This window comes from Cohnella caldifontis, from assembly GCF_029360585.1.
Classification (GTDB): domain Bacteria; phylum Bacillota; class Bacilli; order Paenibacillales; family Paenibacillaceae; genus Cohnella; species Cohnella caldifontis.
Window position 1 is genome coordinate 107,033 of record NZ_JAQZSJ010000003.1, and the last position, 17,851, is coordinate 124,883.

A 17,851-nucleotide genomic window follows, 5' to 3' on the forward strand; every position below is an offset into this window, starting at 1 on the left:
GGCGGATGGCAACATGGGAAAACGAACAGGCAACGGGCTGAAAATCGCGGTGATCGGCGGGGGTTCTTCGTATACGCCGGAAATCGTCGAAGGGATCATCAACCGTTACGAACGGCTCCCGGTCCGGGAGCTGTGGCTCGTGGATATCGAGGCGGGAAGGCGCAAGCTGGAAGTCGTCGGAGAGCTGGCGAAACGCATGGTCGCCCAGGCCGGCCTTCCGATCGACGTCCGGCTGACGCTCGACCGCCGCAGCGCCATCGAAGGCGCGGACTTCGTCACGACGCAGATCCGGGTCGGATTGCTCGAAGCCCGCAAATGGGATGAGCATATTCCGAACCGGCACGGCGTGATCGGACAGGAGACGACGGGGCCTGGCGGCATGATGAAGGCGCTGCGCACCATCCCGGTGCTGCTGGACATTTGCCGGGACATCGGGGAACTCGCGCCGGACGCGTGGCTCCTGAACTTCACGAATCCGGCCGGCATGGTCACCGAAGCGATCACGCGCCATTCCAGGGTGAAGAGCATCGGGCTGTGCAACGCGCCGATCGGCTTGCAAAAATGGCTCAGCCGGAAGTACGGCGCGCCCGCCGACCGCATTTATGCCGAATTCGTCGGCTTGAACCATCTGCATTGGGTAACCCGGATCGAGGTCGAAGGGGAAGACAAGCTGGCCGAACTGCTCGACCGGCGGGAGGAATACGTCGGGAAGAACGTGCCGATGACGGAGTGGGACCCCGAATTCCTGCGCGGTTTCGGAGGGCTGCCTTCCTATTATCTGAAATACTACTACCTGACCGACGCGATGCTGGCCGAGCAACTGGAATCCCTGAAAACGCACGGAACGCGCGCCGAGGTCGTGAAGCGGGTGGAGGACGAGCTGTTCGAGCTGTACCGCAACCCGGAGTTGAAGGAAAAGCCGAAACAGCTGGAGCAGCGGGGCGGAGCGTATTACTCCGAGGCGGCGGTGAATCTCATGGATTCGCTCCATAACGACAATCGCGACATCCAGACGCTCAACGTGCCGAACGGCCGAATCCTCGAATTCCTGCCGGAGGACGCCGCCATCGAGGTCAATTGCGTCGTTACCGGCAAGGGGCCGATCCCGCTGCCCGTCTCGAAGGTGCCCGAGCAGGCGAAAGGCTTGATCGCCGCCGTCAAAACGTACGAAAGGCTGACGATCGAAGCCGCGCTTAGCGGGGACAGGGGGATCGCGCTCCAGGCGATGGCCAGCCATCCGCTGGTGCCTTCGGTGAGCAAGGCCAAAGTATTGCTGGATGAGATGCTGGAACAAAACAAACCGTACTTGCCCGCGTTTTTCCGATCATGAAATGGAGCAGCCCCAATCCCTTCGACCAGAGGGGAAATGCCCGATTTGAGGTGGAATTCCCCGCGGCAGAGGAAACGTCCGGCCATTAGCCCGAAAAAATCGTGTTCTCCCTCAGGACTTCGACCGTTCGCGTCGAAGTCTTTTTCTATATAATGAATTTTTTTTAAACGAAACCCGACGGAAAGAACCGTCCCTATGTGTCTGCCTAACGAAAGGAGGAAACGAAGGTGAGTCGCGACGAGGAATGGGTGGGGGCCGCGCAGCTCGGCGATTGGGGCGCGTTCGGCGCGATCGTCCGCAAATACGCCAATGTCGTGCACGCCGTCGCGTACGGAATCGTGCGGGATTATCATGGCGCCCAAGATATCGCGCAGGAGACGTTTCTCAAAGCGTACATGAATCTGCACGCGCTGCAAAAACCCGACAGGCTGGGGAGCTGGCTCTATTCCATCGCCAGGCGGCTTAGCCTCAATTCGCGGAGAACGGCCGGAAGATACGCGCCGTTGGACGAAGCGTTGGAGCAGCAAGCCGGCCATACGGTCGAGGAGCTGGTCCTGCAGCGCGACCGGAGACGGCAGGTGCTGGATGCTTTGAACGCCTTGAATGAACCCCAGCGGCTGGCCTCGACGCTTTATTACGTCGGCGGCTTTACGCTGAAGGAAACCGCCGAGATGCTGGAGATATCCGTCGATGCGGCGGAAAGCCGGATCCGGCGGGCGAAAGATTCGCTGAAAAAGGAGTTGGTCACGTTGATGGAGGAAGCGGCGAAGCAAGACGGCTTCGAACAAAACCTCGAGCATGAAGTCATGCGCGCGATCGTTCCGCGCATCGCTTCGATCGAAATTCCCGTCTCCGATTTGCGCAGGGCGGTGGAATGGTACGCGGAAATGCTGGGCGCGAAGCTTCAGGGGGAGCGGCAGGACGGAGGAACGGCGGCCATGCTGCATTTCCAAGGCGGCGCCGGCTCGATCGGCGTGCCGACCCTCTATCTGGTAGAGACCGAAGACAAGCGGAGATTGACGTTCCGGAATACGCGGTACGGCTACACGCAAAGCGTGATCGATCTCTACACCCACGATCTGAAGGGGTATTATCGCTTCCTGACGGAACGCGGCGTCGACGTGAACGAAATCGATTGGGAGCGGGAACCGAATCGGCCGGGCTTCGGATTTCGGGATCCGGACGGCAACTCCTTCGGCGTTTGCAACGTGGAATTCCGGGGCCAAGGCAGCGACGAACCGCAGAGGGCGCATCCGTACGCGTGGCGAATCGCGAGCGTCGAGGTTCCGGTGAAAGACCTGGACCAAGCGGTCGATTGGTACGCCGAAGTGTTCGGGATGAAGGTGCTGGGCAGCCCGGAGAGCGGGGGCGCGGCCATGCTCTATCTCGACGGAGGGGAGAGGCTCGGGGTGCCGAACGTCTACCTCGTCGAGACGCAAGACGACCGCCGGCTGGGATTCGCGGATACCCGTACGAACGTAACCCACAGCGTGTTCGATTTTTATTCCGCGAACGCGGACCCCGTGCTGGCGGGGCTGCGCGCGCGCGGGGTCCGCATGAACGGAATCGGCGGATTCTTCGATCCGGACGGGAACTCGCTGGCCGTATGCAATGTCGTGCACAGGGGACAGGCGCCGGCACGCGCTTAAATGACTACAGCGATTTCAGTCGATCCAGAATATCCTGCGGTTCCATCCGTTTCATGAAATCCGGGTTGACGTACGCGGATCGGACAATGCCTGACGCGTCGATGATGAAAGTCGAAGGAATGGGCAGGATCCAGCGGTCCGCCGCGTTGTATTCGGCCAGGTTGACCCGTAATTTGCCCGCCATGAGCTCCCGGAGGCGAGGCGGAACCTCGAACAGCACTTTGTAAAGGGCGGCCGCCATGCCGTTCGTGTCGCTGAGGACCTGGAAACGAAGGTCCTCTTTCTGTTGTTGGGAGAGCGCGTTGTCGGGACTTTGCGGGCTGACGGCCACCAATTGGGCGCCCAACGCCTCGATCTCCGGCAACGCGGACCGATAGGCCCGCAGCTGGATGTTGCAGAACGGGCACCACCCCCCGCGGTAAAAGACGAGCACGACCGGACCCGCCGCAAGCCGCTCGCGCAAATTCACGGCGACGCCGTTCGCGTTGTTCAAAGTAAAGTCTTCCGCCCGCTCCCCCGGCTGCAAGCCGTATGCGGTTTCCGACTGCTCCTGCTCGCGCATCAAGCGGTAAATCTCCGTTTGCACGTCCTCGGGCGCTTTGGCCTCGAAGTTCTTTTTCGCTTCCTCCAGTAGTTCGTTCAACAGCATATGCCGTTCCTCCTCTTCCGCTCTCATGCAAGACGCAGACGCAAACCGCGTTTACGGGTCGCGTATAGATAGAAGTATCCAAGCGCGGCAAGCGCGCACATGAGGACGTCCACGCCGATCAAGACCTGGTAATCGCGATAGTAGTCGAAGGAAACGCCTCCGACGAACGCGCCGAGAATCCCTCCGGCTTGATGGAAAAGCAGCAGCCAGCCCGTTTGTTTGCCGTGACCCTGGAAGTATTGTTTGACGACTAGCAATCCTCCAGGCACCGTGCTCAAATACGTTGCGCCGAATGCGACGGCGAATAGGACGGGGGACCACCCGAGATGCAGGTAAAGCAGGCTGAACCCCAGGATCCGTATGCCGTACAATACCGTCATCATGACCAGCTTATGGATGCGGTCCAGCAGATACCCCATGAGGAGCGACCCGGCGATCTCCATGATGCCGAGCACGCTCATGGATAACGCGATCATGCCCGGGGGTACGTTCGCCAGCTGGTGAATGGCCACGAGGTTCATTTCGACGGTCCCCATGTTAAACCCGCAGGCGAACAATGAACCCGCGACGATGAGGAAGAGAGGCAGAAACGCGGCATTGGCGCGAAGCCGGGACCCTGCGGTCTGCTGCCCGATTCGGCTTTCCGCCTCTTCCGGTTCCTCCGTCGCCGCCGCTCCCGCCGCTTCGGCTCGGGGTTGCGGTTCGCGAATTCCCCAGTAAATGACGGGCAGCGCCACGACGATGCCGAGCGCGAAGGAGGCGAGGAAAGCATCCTTCCAAGTCAGCCCGCTCGCGGACACGAAGATGGGCGTACAGACGGCAAGGCCCAGCGAGGACGCGCTCGCCAGCAAGCCGGTCGCCTTGGCCCGATGATGCCGGAACCAATCGAACAGGAGCAGGTAGACCGTCGTCGTGCCGATGCCGGCGAACCCGCAGACGACGCCGTAACCTAGGAAAAATACGATCTCCTGGTGTCCGAACGCGACGATCCCCGTACCGGCAGCCCCGAGGACCGAACTGGCCAGCAGCACGTTTTTCGGTCCGTACCGGTCCGCGAGCCATCCGCCCAGCGGCGCGCATAAGGCCGCGATGAGCAAGTTCGTCGACCAGGCCATGGAGATGAACCCTCTGCCGATACCCAAATCCTCCGAAATCCGCGTTTGGAAAAAGGCCATGATAAACCGCATCAAAGCGCCGATAAACCCGACGATCCACAGAACGCCCAATCCGATCCAGGCCTGTTTCGGTTCGTTGAACCACATATTCATCAACCACCAGACTTTCCGATAATGAATTCATAAAAAAAGATACCGATCGGTATTTTTTACTATAGCATGAGGAAGAACGGATGGAAAGCGATTTTTGCTATAATGAAACCAACATTCGGCGCGTTCAGGGAGGGAATGATCATGCCCAAAGGAGAAATCACCCGCAAGCGCATCATCGCGAAGTCCGCCGAGCTGTTCAACCGCAAAGGCTACGCGGCGTCTTCCTTATCGGACATCACCGAGGTTACGGGGATTAAGAAAGGCGGCATCTACCGCTATTTCGCCGGCAAGGACGAGCTTGCCCTCGAGGCCTACGCGCATGCGGGCGGCGTCGTGAACCGCGTGATCACCGAGGCGCTCGAACGGGAATCTACCGCGATCGGCAAGCTGCTCGTGTTTCTGAGGGTATACGAGAATGTCGTCGATCACCCGCCGTTCGCCGGCGGGTGTCCGTTGCTGAATTTGGCGACGGAGAGCGACGACGGCCATCCGGTTTTGCGCGCAAGGGCGCGCCAAGGCATGGACAACACGCTGGGCATCATGAAGAGCATCATTTCGGAGGGGGTTCGTTCCGGCGAGTTCAGAGCGGACCTGGACGCGGACGCTTTGGCGACCTTCACGCTGTCCGTCATGGAAGGCGGGATCATGCTGAGCAAGCTGGAAGGCGACAACCGGCACGTGCGGATGAACATCGAAAGTTTGGAGGCTCATTTGAAAGGGCTGTGCCTGGCGACGGCGGCGGATTCGCGTTAATCGATCACGAAGAAGGTGAACCCGTTTGGGTTATGTTCTGCTCCTGCTGGCCACGCTGGCTTGGAGCTTCGTCGGGGTACTGGTCAAAACCGCGTCCGCGATGACCGACAGCGCCGTGATTTCCTTCGCCCGTTTTTTCTTCGGCGTCGTGTTTCTCGGGATCTATCTGTGGATCCGGGACGGCAAAATCCAGATCCGTCTAGGTCTCGCCTGGATCTGGATCGGGGCGATCGGAAAAGCCGCGAATTACGCGCTCGAGAATTTCGCCTTGAAAATCGGGTTCTCCTACGGGAATATCGTGGTGCAGCCGGTGCAAACGGTCGTGCTTCTGTTCGCGGCGGCGTTGTTGTTCAAGGAGAAAATCACCGCCCGGAGCTGGGCGGCCGCGGCGTTATGCGTCGCCGGCGTCATCGCGGTCGGCTGGAACGGCGCGCCGGTCGGCGAGCTGGTGCATGGAACCGGCGGCCTCACGACGCTGCTCTTCACGCTGGCCGGCGCCGGCGCGGCCGTGCACGTCTTAAGCCAGCGCATCCTGCTCAAGACGATGGATAACGGCAGCATGAACCTATCCATGTTCTGTTTGAGTACCTTAGTCGTCACGATTCCGATCCCGATCCAATCGCACGGGTTCACGGGACCGATGACGGCGTGGGCATGGGGAGCCCTCGTGCTGCTCGGCGCCATTACGGGCCTCAGCTTTTTCTGGTTCGCGGAAGCGATCAAACGGGTGCCGTTCGCGGCCGTCGCCATTCTCGGCAACTGCACCGTCCTATTCACGATCGTGTGGGCCCGCTTGTTTTTTCGCGATCCGATCACGCTCTATCTCATTGGGGGAACCTTGTTATTCATAGCGGGCTTCCTGCTGCTGAATTTCCCGAGGCCGGGCCGAACCGCCCGGAAGGCCTCGATTCGCGTTGAAAGTTGAAGTGCTCGTCCTGCTGCTCCGCCGGTTAAATGGGCTTGCCCTCGAGACGTCCGAAGGTCAGGGCAAGGCCCGTTTCGTAAGAGATGGAAGGGTCGCCGTCATAAACGGACGCTGCCACGGCATCCTCTTCGCCCCGGTTGAAACGCTCCAGAAGCTCCTGGACCCGAGGCTCATACCAACGCAGCAAGCGAAGCTTCCATTCGGCATACCGCTCGTAGCGAACCTCCCGGCCCGCGATCGCGCCCGCCATGCCGAGCAGCTCCGAACAAGAGAGAGGCGGTCCGCCCCGCAAGCGCCAGTTTTTCCCGTACGCGGATTCCATCGAGGCGAGTTCGGCCGCATGCCGGGCGGCATCGTCCAGATACAGATACTCCCTTCGAACGGATAGGTCCATGAACGGCATCACCGCCTTGCCTCGCACGATTTTGCGAATCGCGTAATGCGTGAGCGTGTTGGAGGCCGTCGGGCCGTACAGCTCCGGAACCGAAATTCGAAGGATGTCGCGTTGCGCCCCGTGGCCGGGTGCATCGCGCAGCGCTTCGGCGGGCCGATAAATCCCTTGCAGCTCCACGATCTTGGCGCCGCCGCGCGTCGCCGCGCCCCGTACGGCATCGAGCATCCGCCGGGCTTTCTCCGGTTTCTCGTCGTAGGTCAGATACAGACCGCAGAAGATCACGTCCACGCCTTCCGCCGCAGCCGCCAACTCGCCCGGATGATCCGCTTTTCCCTGCACGATCCTGATGCCCGGCGAACCGGAGTACGATTCCCTCAAAGCCGCCGTCTTTTCCGGCGATCCGGTATAGGCGACGACTTCAACCCCCCTTCCGGCCAGCGTTCCGATTAACGCTTTTCCAAAACCGCGGCCTGCTCTTACGACCAAAGCTTTGCGCATGATCATCTCTCCTCCGTATTGGATTTTGCGGCGCCGGCCGAGCCGGCGAGGACAATGACCGCGCCGATCAGCGCGAACGCGGCAGCCCCAAGGAACGCCCAGGCGAACCCGCCGGTTAAAGCTTCCGCAGCGGCCGTTCCTTTGCCCAGGAGATGATCGATTCTGGCCGAGGAGATCGTCGTCAGTAGAGCGAGCCCGATCGCGCCCCCGATTTGCTGGCTCGTATTGACCAGTCCGCTGGCCAGCCCCGCGTCTCTGTCGGCTGTACCGTGCACCGCAAGCTCGGTTCCGGAGACGAAGGCACCGCCTAAGCCGATGCCGATGGCAATGGTCGGGCCGAGCAGATCGGCCGCGAACGTTGCTTCGCTTGGCGCCGCCGAAAGCCAGATCAAACCGGCTGCCAGCAATATCAAGGACCCGGCCAGCGTACGGCGCGTGCCGATCGATTTGACGACGGCCGGCACGGCTCCCGCGATCGCGACTAACGCTCCGGCCAGCGGAAGCTGGGTCAGTCCCGCCGTCATGGCGTTATATTGAAGCACTTGCTGCATGTAAACCGACAGGGCGAAGAACAGTCCGGTCGTCGCGCCGCCGATAAGAAACATGGCCAGGTTGCCCCGGGTGATCGAAGGGTTCCGGAAAACGCCGAGCGGCATAAGGGGCTGAGCGGCACGTTTCTCCCAGAGAATGAACGAAACGAGCAGAACGACGGCGAGTCCGGCAAGGATCAACGTCTGCGGAGAAGCCCAGCCGACTCTCTCCGTTCCGGAGAGCGCGGCCACGAGCGATACGATGCCGGCCGTTACCGTCGCCGCTCCCGGAATATCCAGGCCGGCGCTGTCGCCTGCCGCATCCTTCGCGATGAGCAGCGGCGTAGCCGCGACGACCAGCAATCCAACGGGAACGTTCACGTAGAACACCGACGGCCAGCCGAAGGAAGAAGTAAGCACGCCGCCGAGCAGTACGCCTGCCGCGCTTCCGATGCCCGCGACGGCACCCCAGATGCCGAGCGCTTTCGCGCGGTCCCGAGGATCCGCGAACAACCGGGTGACAAGGGCGAGCGCCGCCGGAGCGAGCAGCGCGGCCGAAGCCCCCTGCACCGCTCTCGCCGTTAACAGCCAGGCCCCCGAGTCGGCGAGTCCCGCCGCCGCGGATGCGGCGGCAAACCCGGTGACGCCGATCAGGAATAGACGACGGTGCCCGAATCGATCGGACAGTCGGCCGCCAAGCAGCAGAAAACCGCCGAAAGGAAGCACATAAGCGGTGATCACCCAACTGAGCATGTTCGTGCCGAGCATAAGCTCTTCTCCGAGGGACGGCAGCGCGATATTGACGATCGAGGCGTCCAGCACGACCAGAAATTGCGCCAGCGCCAGCGCGATCAGCGCCCACCAGCGATGGGATACCGCACGCGTTGCCGCTGCGGCGGGTTGAACCGATGCATTCATGGAACATCTCTCCTTTAGAATTTATGAGTGATTGATCAATCACAAATGTTCAAAAAAATAACAATATAAATTGATTGATCAATCACTTGTCTTTCACCACTATACACGATGGAAAGTGATCAATCAATCACTTTTTTGCCGCAGAATATCAGAACTCTTTCAGCTCAGGCATATTCAGGGCTACGGCGACGTTGCACAACATGCCGCGCGCCAGGAACAGCATCGTCCGTTCCTCCGGCTGCGGAAGGCCTGCTTTCCGGAATGCGTTCAGCACCGTGACGCGAACTTGCCGGAATCCGTCCCGCATCGCGTCTTGGATCGCCGGCTCCCGGATCGTTTGGGCTTGCATCTGCAGCAGCACCTCATTTTGATGTTTGGCGAGGATTTCTTCGTAAACAAGGATCAGATCGTGCTCCAGTTGTTCAGGCGTCGCGGATTCCACCACTTGGCGGAACGAATCGAGGACCCGCTGCCAAGAAGCTTCGATCGCCGCCAGCAACAAGGCCTCTTTGGTAGCGAAGAACCGGAAAACATAGGACTGCGAGATGCTCGCCCGTTCCGCCACTTGAGCCGTCGTCGCCCGGAAATAGCCGATTTCCGCGAACACCTCGATCGCCGCCGATAGGATCTCCGATCTCCGATTCACCGATACCGATTCGGTTTTCGCCATTCGCCATCCCATCCTCTCGGAAGTTAGTGATTCATCAATCTCAGTATAGATGACCCCTCCCAACCATGCAACTTCGCAGCGTCTTCTTCGGCAACCGCCGGTCGGGCAGAGGGCTGAGTCGAAGGGTAGAGGTGCCCTTATAACATCAAAATCTCGCGAAGCTCTTGTTCGGTCAACAGAGAAGCCCCATCCGGATCGGGGCCCGTCACTTGGTCGATCAAGAGCTTCTTGCGGTGCTGGAGCTCGTACATTTTCTCCTCCATCGTATCCCGGGCGATGAGGCGGATGACTTGCACGACGTTCTTCTGCCCCAGGCGGTGGGCGCGGTCGGCCGCCTGCTGTTCGACCGCCGGGTTCCACCACAGATCGTAGAGGATGACGGTGTCGGCCCCCGTCAAATTGAGTCCGGTGCCTCCGGCTTTCATGGAGATGAGGAAGACGTCCCGCTCCCCGTCGTTGAACCGGCTGCACAGTTCGACGCGCTCGCGGACGGGCGTGGATCCGTCCAGGTAGAAGAACGGAACGCCTTGATCGTTCAGCGTTTTGCCGATCAGGCCGAGCATCTGCGTGAACTGGGAGAAGATCAGCAGCCGTTTCCGGTTGGCCAGGCCTTCTTCCACGATCTCGATCAGCTGCTCCAGCTTGGCGGAGCTTCCCTCGTAGCCTTCGACGAACAAGGCGGGATGGCAGCAGATTTGCCGGAGCCGGGTGAGGCCGGCCAAGATTTTGATCCGGCTCTTGCGGTATCCGTCCACGCTCAGATGCTTCAGCGTTTCCTGCTGCAGCTTGGCCAAGTACGCCGTATACAGCTTCTTCTGCTCGGGCAGCAGTTCGCTGGGTTTGACCCCCTCGATCTTCTCCGGCAAATCCTGCAGCACGTCGCTCTTCCACCGGCGCAGCATGAAAGGCCGCGCGCGCTTGGCCGCTTCTTGGCCGGTTAAGTTCCCGAACGATTTCAAGTCCTGGAACAAGGCCGGGAACACGACGTCGAAAATCGACCACAGCTCCTCCAGGCGGTTCTCGACGGGCGTTCCGGTCAAGGCGAAGCGGTGGCTCGCTTGGATCGCCTTCACGGCCCGCGCGGTCTGCGTGGCGTGGTTTTTGAACGCTTGCGCCTCGTCCAAGATCAAGGTATGGAAAGTCTGGCGCGCATAGAGCGGAGCGTCCCGCAGCAGAAGCGGGTACGACGTGAGGACGACGTCGAACTCGGCCGAGCCGCGCAGCTTCTCGGCGCGTTCGGCCTGGGTGCCGTCCGCGATGAGCACCCGCAGCTCCGGCGCGAACTTCCGCAGTTCGTTGCGCCAATTGTAGACGAGCGATCCCGGCGAGATGACGAGCGCGGGGGCGCGCCGCTCCCGGATTTCCGGCTGCGCGGACAGGAGGAAAGCAATGCTCTGCAGCGTCTTGCCGAGCCCCATGTCATCCGCCAGAATGCCGCCGAACCCGTAATAGGCGAGCGTCTTCAGCCATTGGTAGCCCAGTTTCTGATAATCCCGCAGCACGTCCGCGAGCGAGGCGGGGATCGGGAAATCGAGATTGTCCGGATTCCGCAGGTTCTCGAGCAGCCGTCGAACCGGTTTGTCCAGCTTCCAGGCGGGGGACTCGCGGTTGATCCAATGAATGGCGCGGGGCAGGGGAACCCGGATCCGCTTGCCGTTCAACTCCGAAGGAAGAAGCCCCGTTTCGTTGAGGAAGCGGGCCAGTTCCTGCAATTCCGCGCTGTCCAGCGGCATCAGGGAGCCGTTCGGCAGGCGGTAGTATCTCCGTTTCTCCTCGAGCGAACGGATGAGGCCGCGGATTTCGGTTTCCGGGATCCATCCCATGTCGAGGCGGAATTCCAGCCAGTTCATCCGCTCGTCCGCGGACACTTCCACGCCGGTCTTCGGCATCTCTCCCGGCTGGATCACCCGCAGCTTCACCGCCGTCGTGGCGTACACCTTCATCCGTTTCTCCAGCTGCGGCAAGACCGTATACAGGAAGTCGAACTCGTCTTCCTCGTCGCTCATGACATAACCGGATTCCGTCCGCACGAACGGGCTTTGTTCGATCAAGCCCAAGAGCTCCCGCTCTTGTTCGAGATCGCGGACGATCACGCGGCCCGCGCCTTCCTGTATCCGGCTGTCTTCCAGCGGATTGATCGCGATTTCGTCGTATTGGAACTCGACCGCGGCCAGCAGCCGGTCCTTCACCCGATCGAGATACAGCTTCGCCTGCAGCGGGGCTTGGGTGATGCCCGCCGCCACGGCCGGGTCGATGTCGACGCGGCCCAGCTTCCGGAAGCCGGGCACCGCCTTCTCGAGAAAAGCCGCGATTTGGCCGCGGGGAATCGGAATGTCCGGCGTGCCCGATTGTTCGAGGATCGCCTGGAGCTCCGCGAGCTGCCGGCTTCGTTTCGCCGGAAGCGGGACCAGCCGGCCTTGGAGGAAGGCCATGCCGTAAGCCTCCTCCAAGAGCGTGATCTGCTCCAATCCGCGTACGCGCAGCAGATACCCGCCGGTCGCCGCGGCTTCCCGGAACTCGAAGCGAAGAGGCAGCGGTTCGTCGGACTGAATGACGCCGTCGTAGGTGAGGTCCCCATCCATTACGGTGACCTTAGGCGCTTGCGCAAGCAAGGGAAACAAGCCGTTCCAAGCCCGCGGGGATACGAGCAGCATGCGGTCGCCGCCCGCGCCCGAGTGTACGCGGCCCGCTTCGGGCTCGGCGGAACGTTCCCGAACCGTATCGATCAACGCCCGAAGTACGGCTTCGTTCTCCTTCGCGAAGCTGTGGAGCTCGGGATCGTAGCTGAATCTCGGCGATACCGGATAGCTTTCCCTCCGGTCCAGCTGGTCCAAGAAAGAAGCGAGGTTCTTGATTATATATAAAGCTTTGGGTCCGATCTTCAGCTCGATGCCGAACAGGGCGGCGTGTCGGCGCACGGCCAGCAGCCGGAGGATGAACTCCGCTTCCAGCGGCGTTCTCGTTTCCGCCAAGGTTTGATTGCGAATAGGGCGCCGGGGACCGTCGTCGAACAAGCCGAGAATGCGCTCGGCAAGGGGGACGCGTTCCTGCGGATCGGCCGCCGCTTCCGCGGGAAGCGAGGCGGCGGCCTGAGCCGCCGAACCGCCGGTCTGCTGGATGTCGTACAGCCGAATCAGCACGGCGGCGATATGGTGGCAGAACGAATCGAAAGAACCGATGGCCGGGCACGTGCACCGGGCATTCGGCTTGCCGCTCCAATCGAAAGCCAAGCGGACCTCCTCGCGGCTGGTCCCGTCCACCTCGGCCGCGTATTCGCGAGCTTCGGGATCGAAGCGCTGAAACCGGACCTTATCCGCCCGGCTCAATCGCTCGCCTTTCTGATACGCATAAGGGCTGCACCATTGTTTGATCGATTTCTTGGTCAGCTTCATGCCCATGGGCGGCCCCTTTCTAGATGATCCAATCTAAGAAGTCGAGGAAGTCGGAAATAAGAGTGCCGGAAACGGCCCATTGCGAGCCGTTAAGAAACTTTCTTCCTCAACGCCCCCGCAGCATTGTCATGGAAGTCAGTACGTCTGGGGGAGGACACCTTTTTTAACCGATTACGAATCAATGAAAATGCCGGAGGATTACAGTTGCAGTCGGTATGCTTATGTGTCCATTGTAGCATAAACGGATTCGCCCGATTTCGCGCCGGCGGACAAAGTCCAGCGCAAGGCTCAGTGTACGAGAAGCGGCGCGGGGGACAGGATATGCTCCGCGTATCTCCGCGATTGTTCGAGGAGTTCTTCCTCGGAAGCCCGATTGGCGTTATAGAGCACGTAAGGCGGCAGGAACACGCCGTTGCACTTGGTGAAGGTGCGTTGGATCGGTTTCAGGAATTCGCTGATCGTGAACCAATTTTCCCCGCCCGCCTGATAGCAATTGAACGTTCCCCCCGAAGTAATCGCAGCCATGAACTCTTTCCCCTTCAAGGCTTTGCCTTCCGGACCGTACGCCCAACCGAACGTGAGCACGTCCTCCATCCACTTTTTGAGCAAAGCGGGACAACTGTACCAGTACCAAGGGAACTGGAATACGATCCGGTCGTACGCCAATAGCAGTCGCTGCTCTCTCTCCACGTCGATCTTCCAATCCGGATACTCCCGGTACAGCAGCCGGATATCCGCCGCCTCACGCCGCTGCAGCTCCTTCACGAGAGCCGCGTTCGCGCGGGAGGTTTCCAGGTTAGGGTGTGCCACCATTACCATCAGTTTCATTTCCACAATCACCTTGCCTTCCGAAAAGATGGCGCGCGCGCTTAAGCCCCCCCATTATCGATCCGAACGGCAGGCTTGAAAAGTACGCTCTTTCAGATGACTCAGTCTTGAAAAACGTACGGGTGGCCGCGTCCGGCATGTCGGGTGGTACGTTGCGAAGTACTAAGTACGGATCGAAATCGTACTATGGAAAACCGCGCCGCTCATGTAAATTAGAGGGGAGAGATATTGGGAAAAACGCTCGGACAGGGAGTGGGGATCGTGGGCGAAGGCGCGGGACGTCCCGCCAGAAGGCAGGGGATTCTGACCGCCCTGCAGGTTATCGGGGGGAAGTGGAAGCCGCTGATCCTGTTCATCCTGCTGAAGGAAGGAACGAAACGGTTCGGGGAGCTAAGGCGGCTTCTCCCGGGGATCACGCAGGGCATGTTGACGAACCAGCTCCGGGAACTGGAGCGGGACGGGCTGATCGTACGGAAAGTGTATCCGACGATTCCGCCGAAGGTGGAATATTCGCTGTCCGATCACGGACGGTCGCTGGAAGGGATTCTGACCGACATGTGCAGCTGGGGATTCGCCCATTTGGAGCATGCGGGCAAGGAGAATGAGGCGATCGAGGAAAGCAGGTGAACGCAATGATGCGAGGAGACTCGGCAACGACGCTGCCGGATGCGCGGCTGTTGGACGCGTTCCCTTGTTTGCGAGCGGTCGGATCGGAGGAATGGTCGGAGGCGCGGCCGACCGTGCGGGCTTTCCCGGCCGGTACGCGATTCTTCCAGCGGGAGGATGCCGCCTCCTACGGCATGTTCCTGCTGAGCGGTACCGCGCGGATCAGCCGGATCGCCGCGGACGGAAGCGAGTCCGTCATGGCCAAGCTGTCGGCGGGCGAAGTGTGCGCCTTGCTCGTGCTGAGCGGCCTCAGCGGCCGCGATTATCCGGGCGCCCTCACGGCCGAGACGGATACGGAGGCGCTCTTCGTGGCCAAACGGAGTTTTCTGCGTTGGCTGCACGCCTACGACGATCTTCGGAGCTCCGTGTTCGGCGGTTTGCTCGATGGGATGTTGCGCATGAGCGAGCAGTCGGAGTCGAGGCGGACGGAGCCGTTGGAAGCGCGGCTGGCGAGAGCGCTGCTGCATCGCGCCGCGGAGGGGCAGTCTCTGCTGAACGTCACGCATCAGGAGTTGGCCGCGGAAATCGGCTCCGCCCGCGAGGTCGTCAGCCGCGCGCTGCGGCGATTCCGGAACTGCGGATGGGTAGAGACGGGGCGGGGCTGGGTGCGGGTTCTCCGCCGGCAAGCGTTGGAGACGCAGTTGCGTGACTAGGTCACGGAAGTGTTCGGGCTCCTCCTGGTATGATGTTTTCGCATCTGATCCGCTTCAATGAGGAGGAGTTTTCCATGTCCAACATCCGCCTACAGTCCGGAATGGCCGCGCCCCTATTCGCCGCCGCCGACATCCATGGCCATCCCGTATCTTTGGAGGATTACCGCGGCCGCAAGGTGCTGCTGGCTTTCTTCCGGTTCTCGGCTTGCGCGCTCTGCAATTTGCGCGTCCGCCGTTTCAAGGAGCGTTATCCGCAGTGGCGAAGCCAGGGGCTGGAAGTCATCGCCGTGTTCGAATCGCCTTTGTCCCATATGAAGACTTATGTCGGGGCTCAGGATGTCTCCTTTCCGCTCGTTGCCGATCCCGGTGCCGCCCTTTATGATTTGTTCGGCGTCGAGGTTTCCGCGGAGAAGGTTCAGGTGACTTTGGCGGATGAACGCACGAAGGGATTCGTGGAAGAGGCCGCGTCCGCCGGCTTCCCGCTGACGCCCGAGCAAGGCTCGAACTTCCACCGGATTCCGGCCGAGTTCCTGCTCGACGAACGGGGGATCGTGCGCACGGCGCATTACGGCCGGCTGCTTACCGACCATTTGGCATTCGAGGAGATCGACCGTTTCGCGGCCGAATAACGGACGCGGGCTTAAGGTAGGCGACATCCCGTCTAGTGGGGACCTCCATTGGCGGAATTCCCATGAAAGAATGCATTCTGTCCGCAGGTGAAAAAAACCGGCATCCTGCTGATGGGATGGCTCGGTTTGGTCCTTGAATCGCCAGAATTTATAATTTTTCGGGGTGAAGTCGTGCTCCATCCCTTTCTTTGAAAGATCAGACGCCGACTGCCCCATTCGCTGAGTCGGTAAGGCTGACGGACACAGCGGACGTTATGCGGGTCGCTCCTCGGCAAAGCGCATTTTAACGGACACAGTTGCGCTTATTGTGGGAAAAACCCCACGTATATCCGTAACGGGTTACGGATAGGGGCCGCGGTGTCCGTTACGTTTTGAAAATGAGGGGATTTGATCCAATAGCGGCTGCGGTGTCCGTTAGAATCAGAACCCCGTGACGGGAAGGGTGGGGTTTCGGTGAAAAACGTTACCGCATGGGCAGGAAGGCGGGATCACCATGACCAAGATCAAGCGGTAGTGGGATTGATTAAAGCCTGCCGCGCAAGCTTAATCCCCGCCAACCCGAGGGCAACAGCTGGACTTCAGAGGCACGAATCAAAAGGACCGTCAGGGATGAACTTCTCCCTGACGGTTTTTCTTGCAAAATCATTTCAGGCTGCTTACCTGGTCATGGGTGACTTGATAGACGATCTTGCCTTGCGTGTTCATGTACTGGAACCTGGCTTTTGTGTTACTCGAATATCCGCTGGTGAGGATCCGGGCCAAGCCGTAACGGAACGACTTCGCGTCGGCCACGCTCTTCTTAAGAAGAACATCATATATCCTTCCGTGCCGTGTTTTCCCTGGACGCTGACGACAACGAATCCGTAGCTGAATCCCTCCAGAGGGTAGTGGCCTTTGGGGAAGGTGAACCGCTTTTTCCCCGTCTTGTCGATGGCATAATAATTCCCCGGTTTGTCGCCTGCGATCGCCAAACCTTCCTGAAAGTCTTTCACGTCCGTGTACGTCGGCTTGATGATCCACTTGTGGAATACATGGACTTCTCGGGGCGCACGGCCGCCAGTCCCTCCGAATAGGGGGCAAACGAACGGTAATTTTTCGTTTCCGGAAGGATGACCTCGAATGATGGAGTAGGGACAAGCCTGCGTTTCCCCAGTATATCTTCGATCCGAAGGGTGGGCAATATTCCCACTCAAATCTGTCAAGCCTCTGATTTGGGGAGGGCCGCCATACGCGCGTTCAGCCTTCCTCTTCCTTTTCCCTGCCAATTCACCAAGAATACCCCCGCGCAAATCAACGCCCCGCCGAACCCGACATACCATTGCACCTGCTCGCCGAGCAGCAACCAACTGGACAGCACGCCGAACAGCGGCATCAGGAACAGGAAGGAGCTCGTTTTCCCGGGATCCCCTTGCTGAAGCAGGTAGTACCAGACCGAGAACTGGACGATGGAGCACAGGACGACGAGGCACAGCGTCACGGCGACGGAAGTCGCCGTAAATTCAAAACGGGGATGCTCCGAAAGAGCGCTCAGGAGGAAGAGCGCGATCCCCCCTGCCAGCATCTGATAGGCCGTCAGCACCATCATATCGAACGAATGGCCCCATTTTTTCACCAATAACGTGGCGGAAGCGAAGCTCACCGCGCCGAGGAAACAGATGAACGTGCCCGGATTCAACTCCATATGCGAGCCGAACGTCAGGAACACGCCGACGAACCCGACGGCGACGCCCGCCCAGACGCGGGCCCGATATACGGTTCCGGTCAACAGGGATCCCAGGATGATGACGAGCAGCGGGTTCGTGGCGGCAATGATGGAGGACTCGCCGGACGTGATCCATCGCATGCTGTAATAGACGCAGCCCATGACGCCGGCCGACTGCAGCACGCCGATCGCCGCCGCCTGCAGCCATTGTCTGCCGCGGGGTTGCGGACGGTTCCGGACGATCAGCGCCAGCAGCCCGCCGGCCAGCACGTAACGGATGCCCATCAGGAAGAAGGGCGGGGCATAATCCAGGCCGATTTTGCCGACGGGAAAAGCGACGCCCATCAAGAACGTCGTGAGAATCAGCAGACTGAAATACCGAGAGGGTTTCATCGGT

General features: G+C 60.3%; 16 protein-coding genes. 7 read left to right on the plus strand and 9 right to left on the minus strand.

The annotated features are described in order from the left end of the window. Nucleotides 1-13: 13 nt before the first annotated feature. Complete coding sequence (locus tag PTZ19_RS06225; RefSeq protein ID WP_276353121.1) at nt 14-1,330, plus strand: 6-phospho-beta-glucosidase; 1,317 nt, start codon at nt 14-16, stop codon at nt 1,328-1,330. Between the two features lie 227 nt (nt 1,331-1,557). Further along, complete coding sequence (locus tag PTZ19_RS06230; protein ID WP_276353123.1) at nt 1,558-2,979, plus strand: sigma-70 family RNA polymerase sigma factor; 1,422 nt, start codon at nt 1,558-1,560, stop codon at nt 2,977-2,979. A 4-nt stretch (nt 2,980-2,983) separates the two neighbouring features. Here PTZ19_RS06230 and PTZ19_RS06235 read toward each other — a convergent pair whose 3' ends face one another. Together PTZ19_RS06235 and PTZ19_RS06240 are read right to left on the minus strand one after the other, a co-directional pair. Beyond that, entirely contained in the window at nt 2,984-3,628 is a 645-nt protein-coding gene (locus PTZ19_RS06235; protein ID WP_276353125.1) for a peroxiredoxin-like family protein, read from the minus strand. Nucleotides 3,629-3,651: 23 nt separating this feature from the next. Then, on the minus strand, nt 3,652-4,890 hold the full coding sequence (locus PTZ19_RS06240; protein WP_276353126.1) for an MFS transporter: 1,239 nt from the start codon (nt 4,888-4,890) through the stop codon (nt 3,652-3,654). Nucleotides 4,891-5,037: 147 nt separating this feature from the next. On the opposite strand from PTZ19_RS06240, the gene PTZ19_RS06245 reads away from it, so the two are divergent. Both PTZ19_RS06245 and PTZ19_RS06250 read left to right on the plus strand, forming a co-directional pair. Beyond that, nucleotides 5,038-5,649: a TetR/AcrR family transcriptional regulator gene (locus PTZ19_RS06245; RefSeq protein ID WP_276353128.1), complete on the plus strand. Its 612-nt coding sequence runs from the start codon at nt 5,038-5,040 to the stop codon at nt 5,647-5,649. Nucleotides 5,650-5,674: 25 nt separating this feature from the next. Next, nucleotides 5,675-6,574, plus strand: a complete 900-nt coding sequence (locus tag PTZ19_RS06250; RefSeq protein WP_276353130.1) for a DMT family transporter — start codon at nt 5,675-5,677, stop codon at nt 6,572-6,574. 25 nt (nt 6,575-6,599) lie between these two features. Here the strand turns inward: PTZ19_RS06250 and PTZ19_RS06255 are convergent, their stop codons facing one another. The 5 genes from PTZ19_RS06255 to PTZ19_RS06275 all read right to left on the minus strand — a co-directional run bounded on the left by PTZ19_RS06255 (nt 6,600) and on the right by PTZ19_RS06275 (nt 13,804). Then, a complete protein-coding gene (locus PTZ19_RS06255; protein ID WP_276353131.1) occupies nt 6,600-7,466 on the minus strand; it encodes an NAD(P)H-binding protein in 867 nt (288 codons plus the stop codon). 2 nt (nt 7,467-7,468) lie between these two features. Beyond that, the gene (locus tag PTZ19_RS06260; RefSeq protein WP_276353132.1) at nt 7,469-8,914 is read right to left on the minus strand and encodes a DHA2 family efflux MFS transporter permease subunit; all 1,446 of its coding nucleotides are present in this window, start codon (nt 8,912-8,914) and stop codon (nt 7,469-7,471) included. A 148-nt stretch (nt 8,915-9,062) separates the two neighbouring features. Next, nucleotides 9,063-9,584, minus strand: a complete 522-nt coding sequence (locus PTZ19_RS06265; RefSeq protein ID WP_276353134.1) for a TetR/AcrR family transcriptional regulator — start codon at nt 9,582-9,584, stop codon at nt 9,063-9,065. Nucleotides 9,585-9,721: 137 nt separating this feature from the next. After that, nucleotides 9,722-12,976 carry a DEAD/DEAH box helicase gene (locus PTZ19_RS06270; RefSeq protein ID WP_339329310.1) on the minus strand — a complete coding sequence of 1,085 codons (3,255 nt, stop codon included), beginning with the start codon at nt 12,974-12,976 and terminating at the stop codon, nt 9,722-9,724. Nucleotides 12,977-13,264: 288 nt separating this feature from the next. Next, nucleotides 13,265-13,804: an NAD(P)H-dependent oxidoreductase gene (locus PTZ19_RS06275; RefSeq protein WP_276353138.1), complete on the minus strand. Its 540-nt coding sequence runs from the start codon at nt 13,802-13,804 to the stop codon at nt 13,265-13,267. 261 nt (nt 13,805-14,065) lie between these two features. Between PTZ19_RS06275 and PTZ19_RS06280 the strand changes: the two genes are divergently transcribed. From PTZ19_RS06280 to PTZ19_RS06290, 3 genes are all read left to right on the plus strand, one after another. Continuing rightward, nucleotides 14,066-14,431 carry a winged helix-turn-helix transcriptional regulator gene (locus PTZ19_RS06280; RefSeq protein WP_276353686.1) on the plus strand — a complete coding sequence of 122 codons (366 nt, stop codon included), beginning with the start codon at nt 14,066-14,068 and terminating at the stop codon, nt 14,429-14,431. Nucleotides 14,432-14,436: 5 nt separating this feature from the next. Then, complete coding sequence (locus PTZ19_RS06285) at nt 14,437-15,123, plus strand: Crp/Fnr family transcriptional regulator (protein ID WP_276353141.1); 687 nt, start codon at nt 14,437-14,439, stop codon at nt 15,121-15,123. Between the two features lie 74 nt (nt 15,124-15,197). Continuing rightward, nucleotides 15,198-15,752: a peroxiredoxin family protein gene (locus PTZ19_RS06290; RefSeq protein WP_276353144.1), complete on the plus strand. Its 555-nt coding sequence runs from the start codon at nt 15,198-15,200 to the stop codon at nt 15,750-15,752. 642 nt (nt 15,753-16,394) lie between these two features. Here the strand turns inward: PTZ19_RS06290 and PTZ19_RS06295 are convergent. Both PTZ19_RS06295 and PTZ19_RS06300 read right to left on the minus strand, forming a co-directional pair. Further along, complete coding sequence (locus tag PTZ19_RS06295; RefSeq protein WP_276353146.1) at nt 16,395-16,544, minus strand: hypothetical protein; 150 nt, start codon at nt 16,542-16,544, stop codon at nt 16,395-16,397. A 406-nt stretch (nt 16,545-16,950) separates the two neighbouring features. Further along, on the minus strand, nt 16,951-17,847 hold the full coding sequence (locus tag PTZ19_RS06300) for a DMT family transporter (protein WP_276353148.1): 897 nt from the start codon (nt 17,845-17,847) through the stop codon (nt 16,951-16,953). Nucleotides 17,848-17,851: the final 4 nt, after the last annotated feature.

Excerpts from the sequence above, each read along its gene's own strand:
- PTZ19_RS06300 (WP_276353148.1), bottom strand. The coding sequence starts at position 17,847 with ATGAAACCCTCTCGGTATTTCAGTCTGCTGATTCTCACGACGTTCTTG.
- PTZ19_RS06225 (WP_276353121.1), top strand. The coding sequence starts at position 14 with ATGGGAAAACGAACAGGCAACGGGCTGAAAATCGCGGTGATCGGCGGG.
- PTZ19_RS06240 (WP_276353126.1), bottom strand. The coding sequence starts at position 4,890 with ATGTGGTTCAACGAACCGAAACAGGCCTGGATCGGATTGGGCGTTCTG.
- PTZ19_RS06270 (WP_339329310.1), bottom strand. The coding sequence starts at position 12,976 with ATGAAGCTGACCAAGAAATCGATCAAACAATGGTGCAGCCCTTATGCG.
- PTZ19_RS06290 (WP_276353144.1), top strand. The coding sequence starts at position 15,198 with ATGTCCAACATCCGCCTACAGTCCGGAATGGCCGCGCCCCTATTCGCC.
- PTZ19_RS06285 (WP_276353141.1), top strand. The coding sequence starts at position 14,437 with ATGATGCGAGGAGACTCGGCAACGACGCTGCCGGATGCGCGGCTGTTG.
- PTZ19_RS06260 (WP_276353132.1), bottom strand. The coding sequence starts at position 8,914 with ATGAATGCATCGGTTCAACCCGCCGCAGCGGCAACGCGTGCGGTATCC.
- PTZ19_RS06235 (WP_276353125.1), bottom strand. The coding sequence starts at position 3,628 with ATGCTGTTGAACGAACTACTGGAGGAAGCGAAAAAGAACTTCGAGGCC.
- PTZ19_RS06255 (WP_276353131.1), bottom strand. The coding sequence starts at position 7,466 with ATGCGCAAAGCTTTGGTCGTAAGAGCAGGCCGCGGTTTTGGAAAAGCG.
- PTZ19_RS06245 (WP_276353128.1), top strand. The coding sequence starts at position 5,038 with ATGCCCAAAGGAGAAATCACCCGCAAGCGCATCATCGCGAAGTCCGCC.
- PTZ19_RS06265 (WP_276353134.1), bottom strand. The coding sequence starts at position 9,584 with ATGGCGAAAACCGAATCGGTATCGGTGAATCGGAGATCGGAGATCCTA.
- PTZ19_RS06275 (WP_276353138.1), bottom strand. The coding sequence starts at position 13,804 with ATGAAACTGATGGTAATGGTGGCACACCCTAACCTGGAAACCTCCCGC.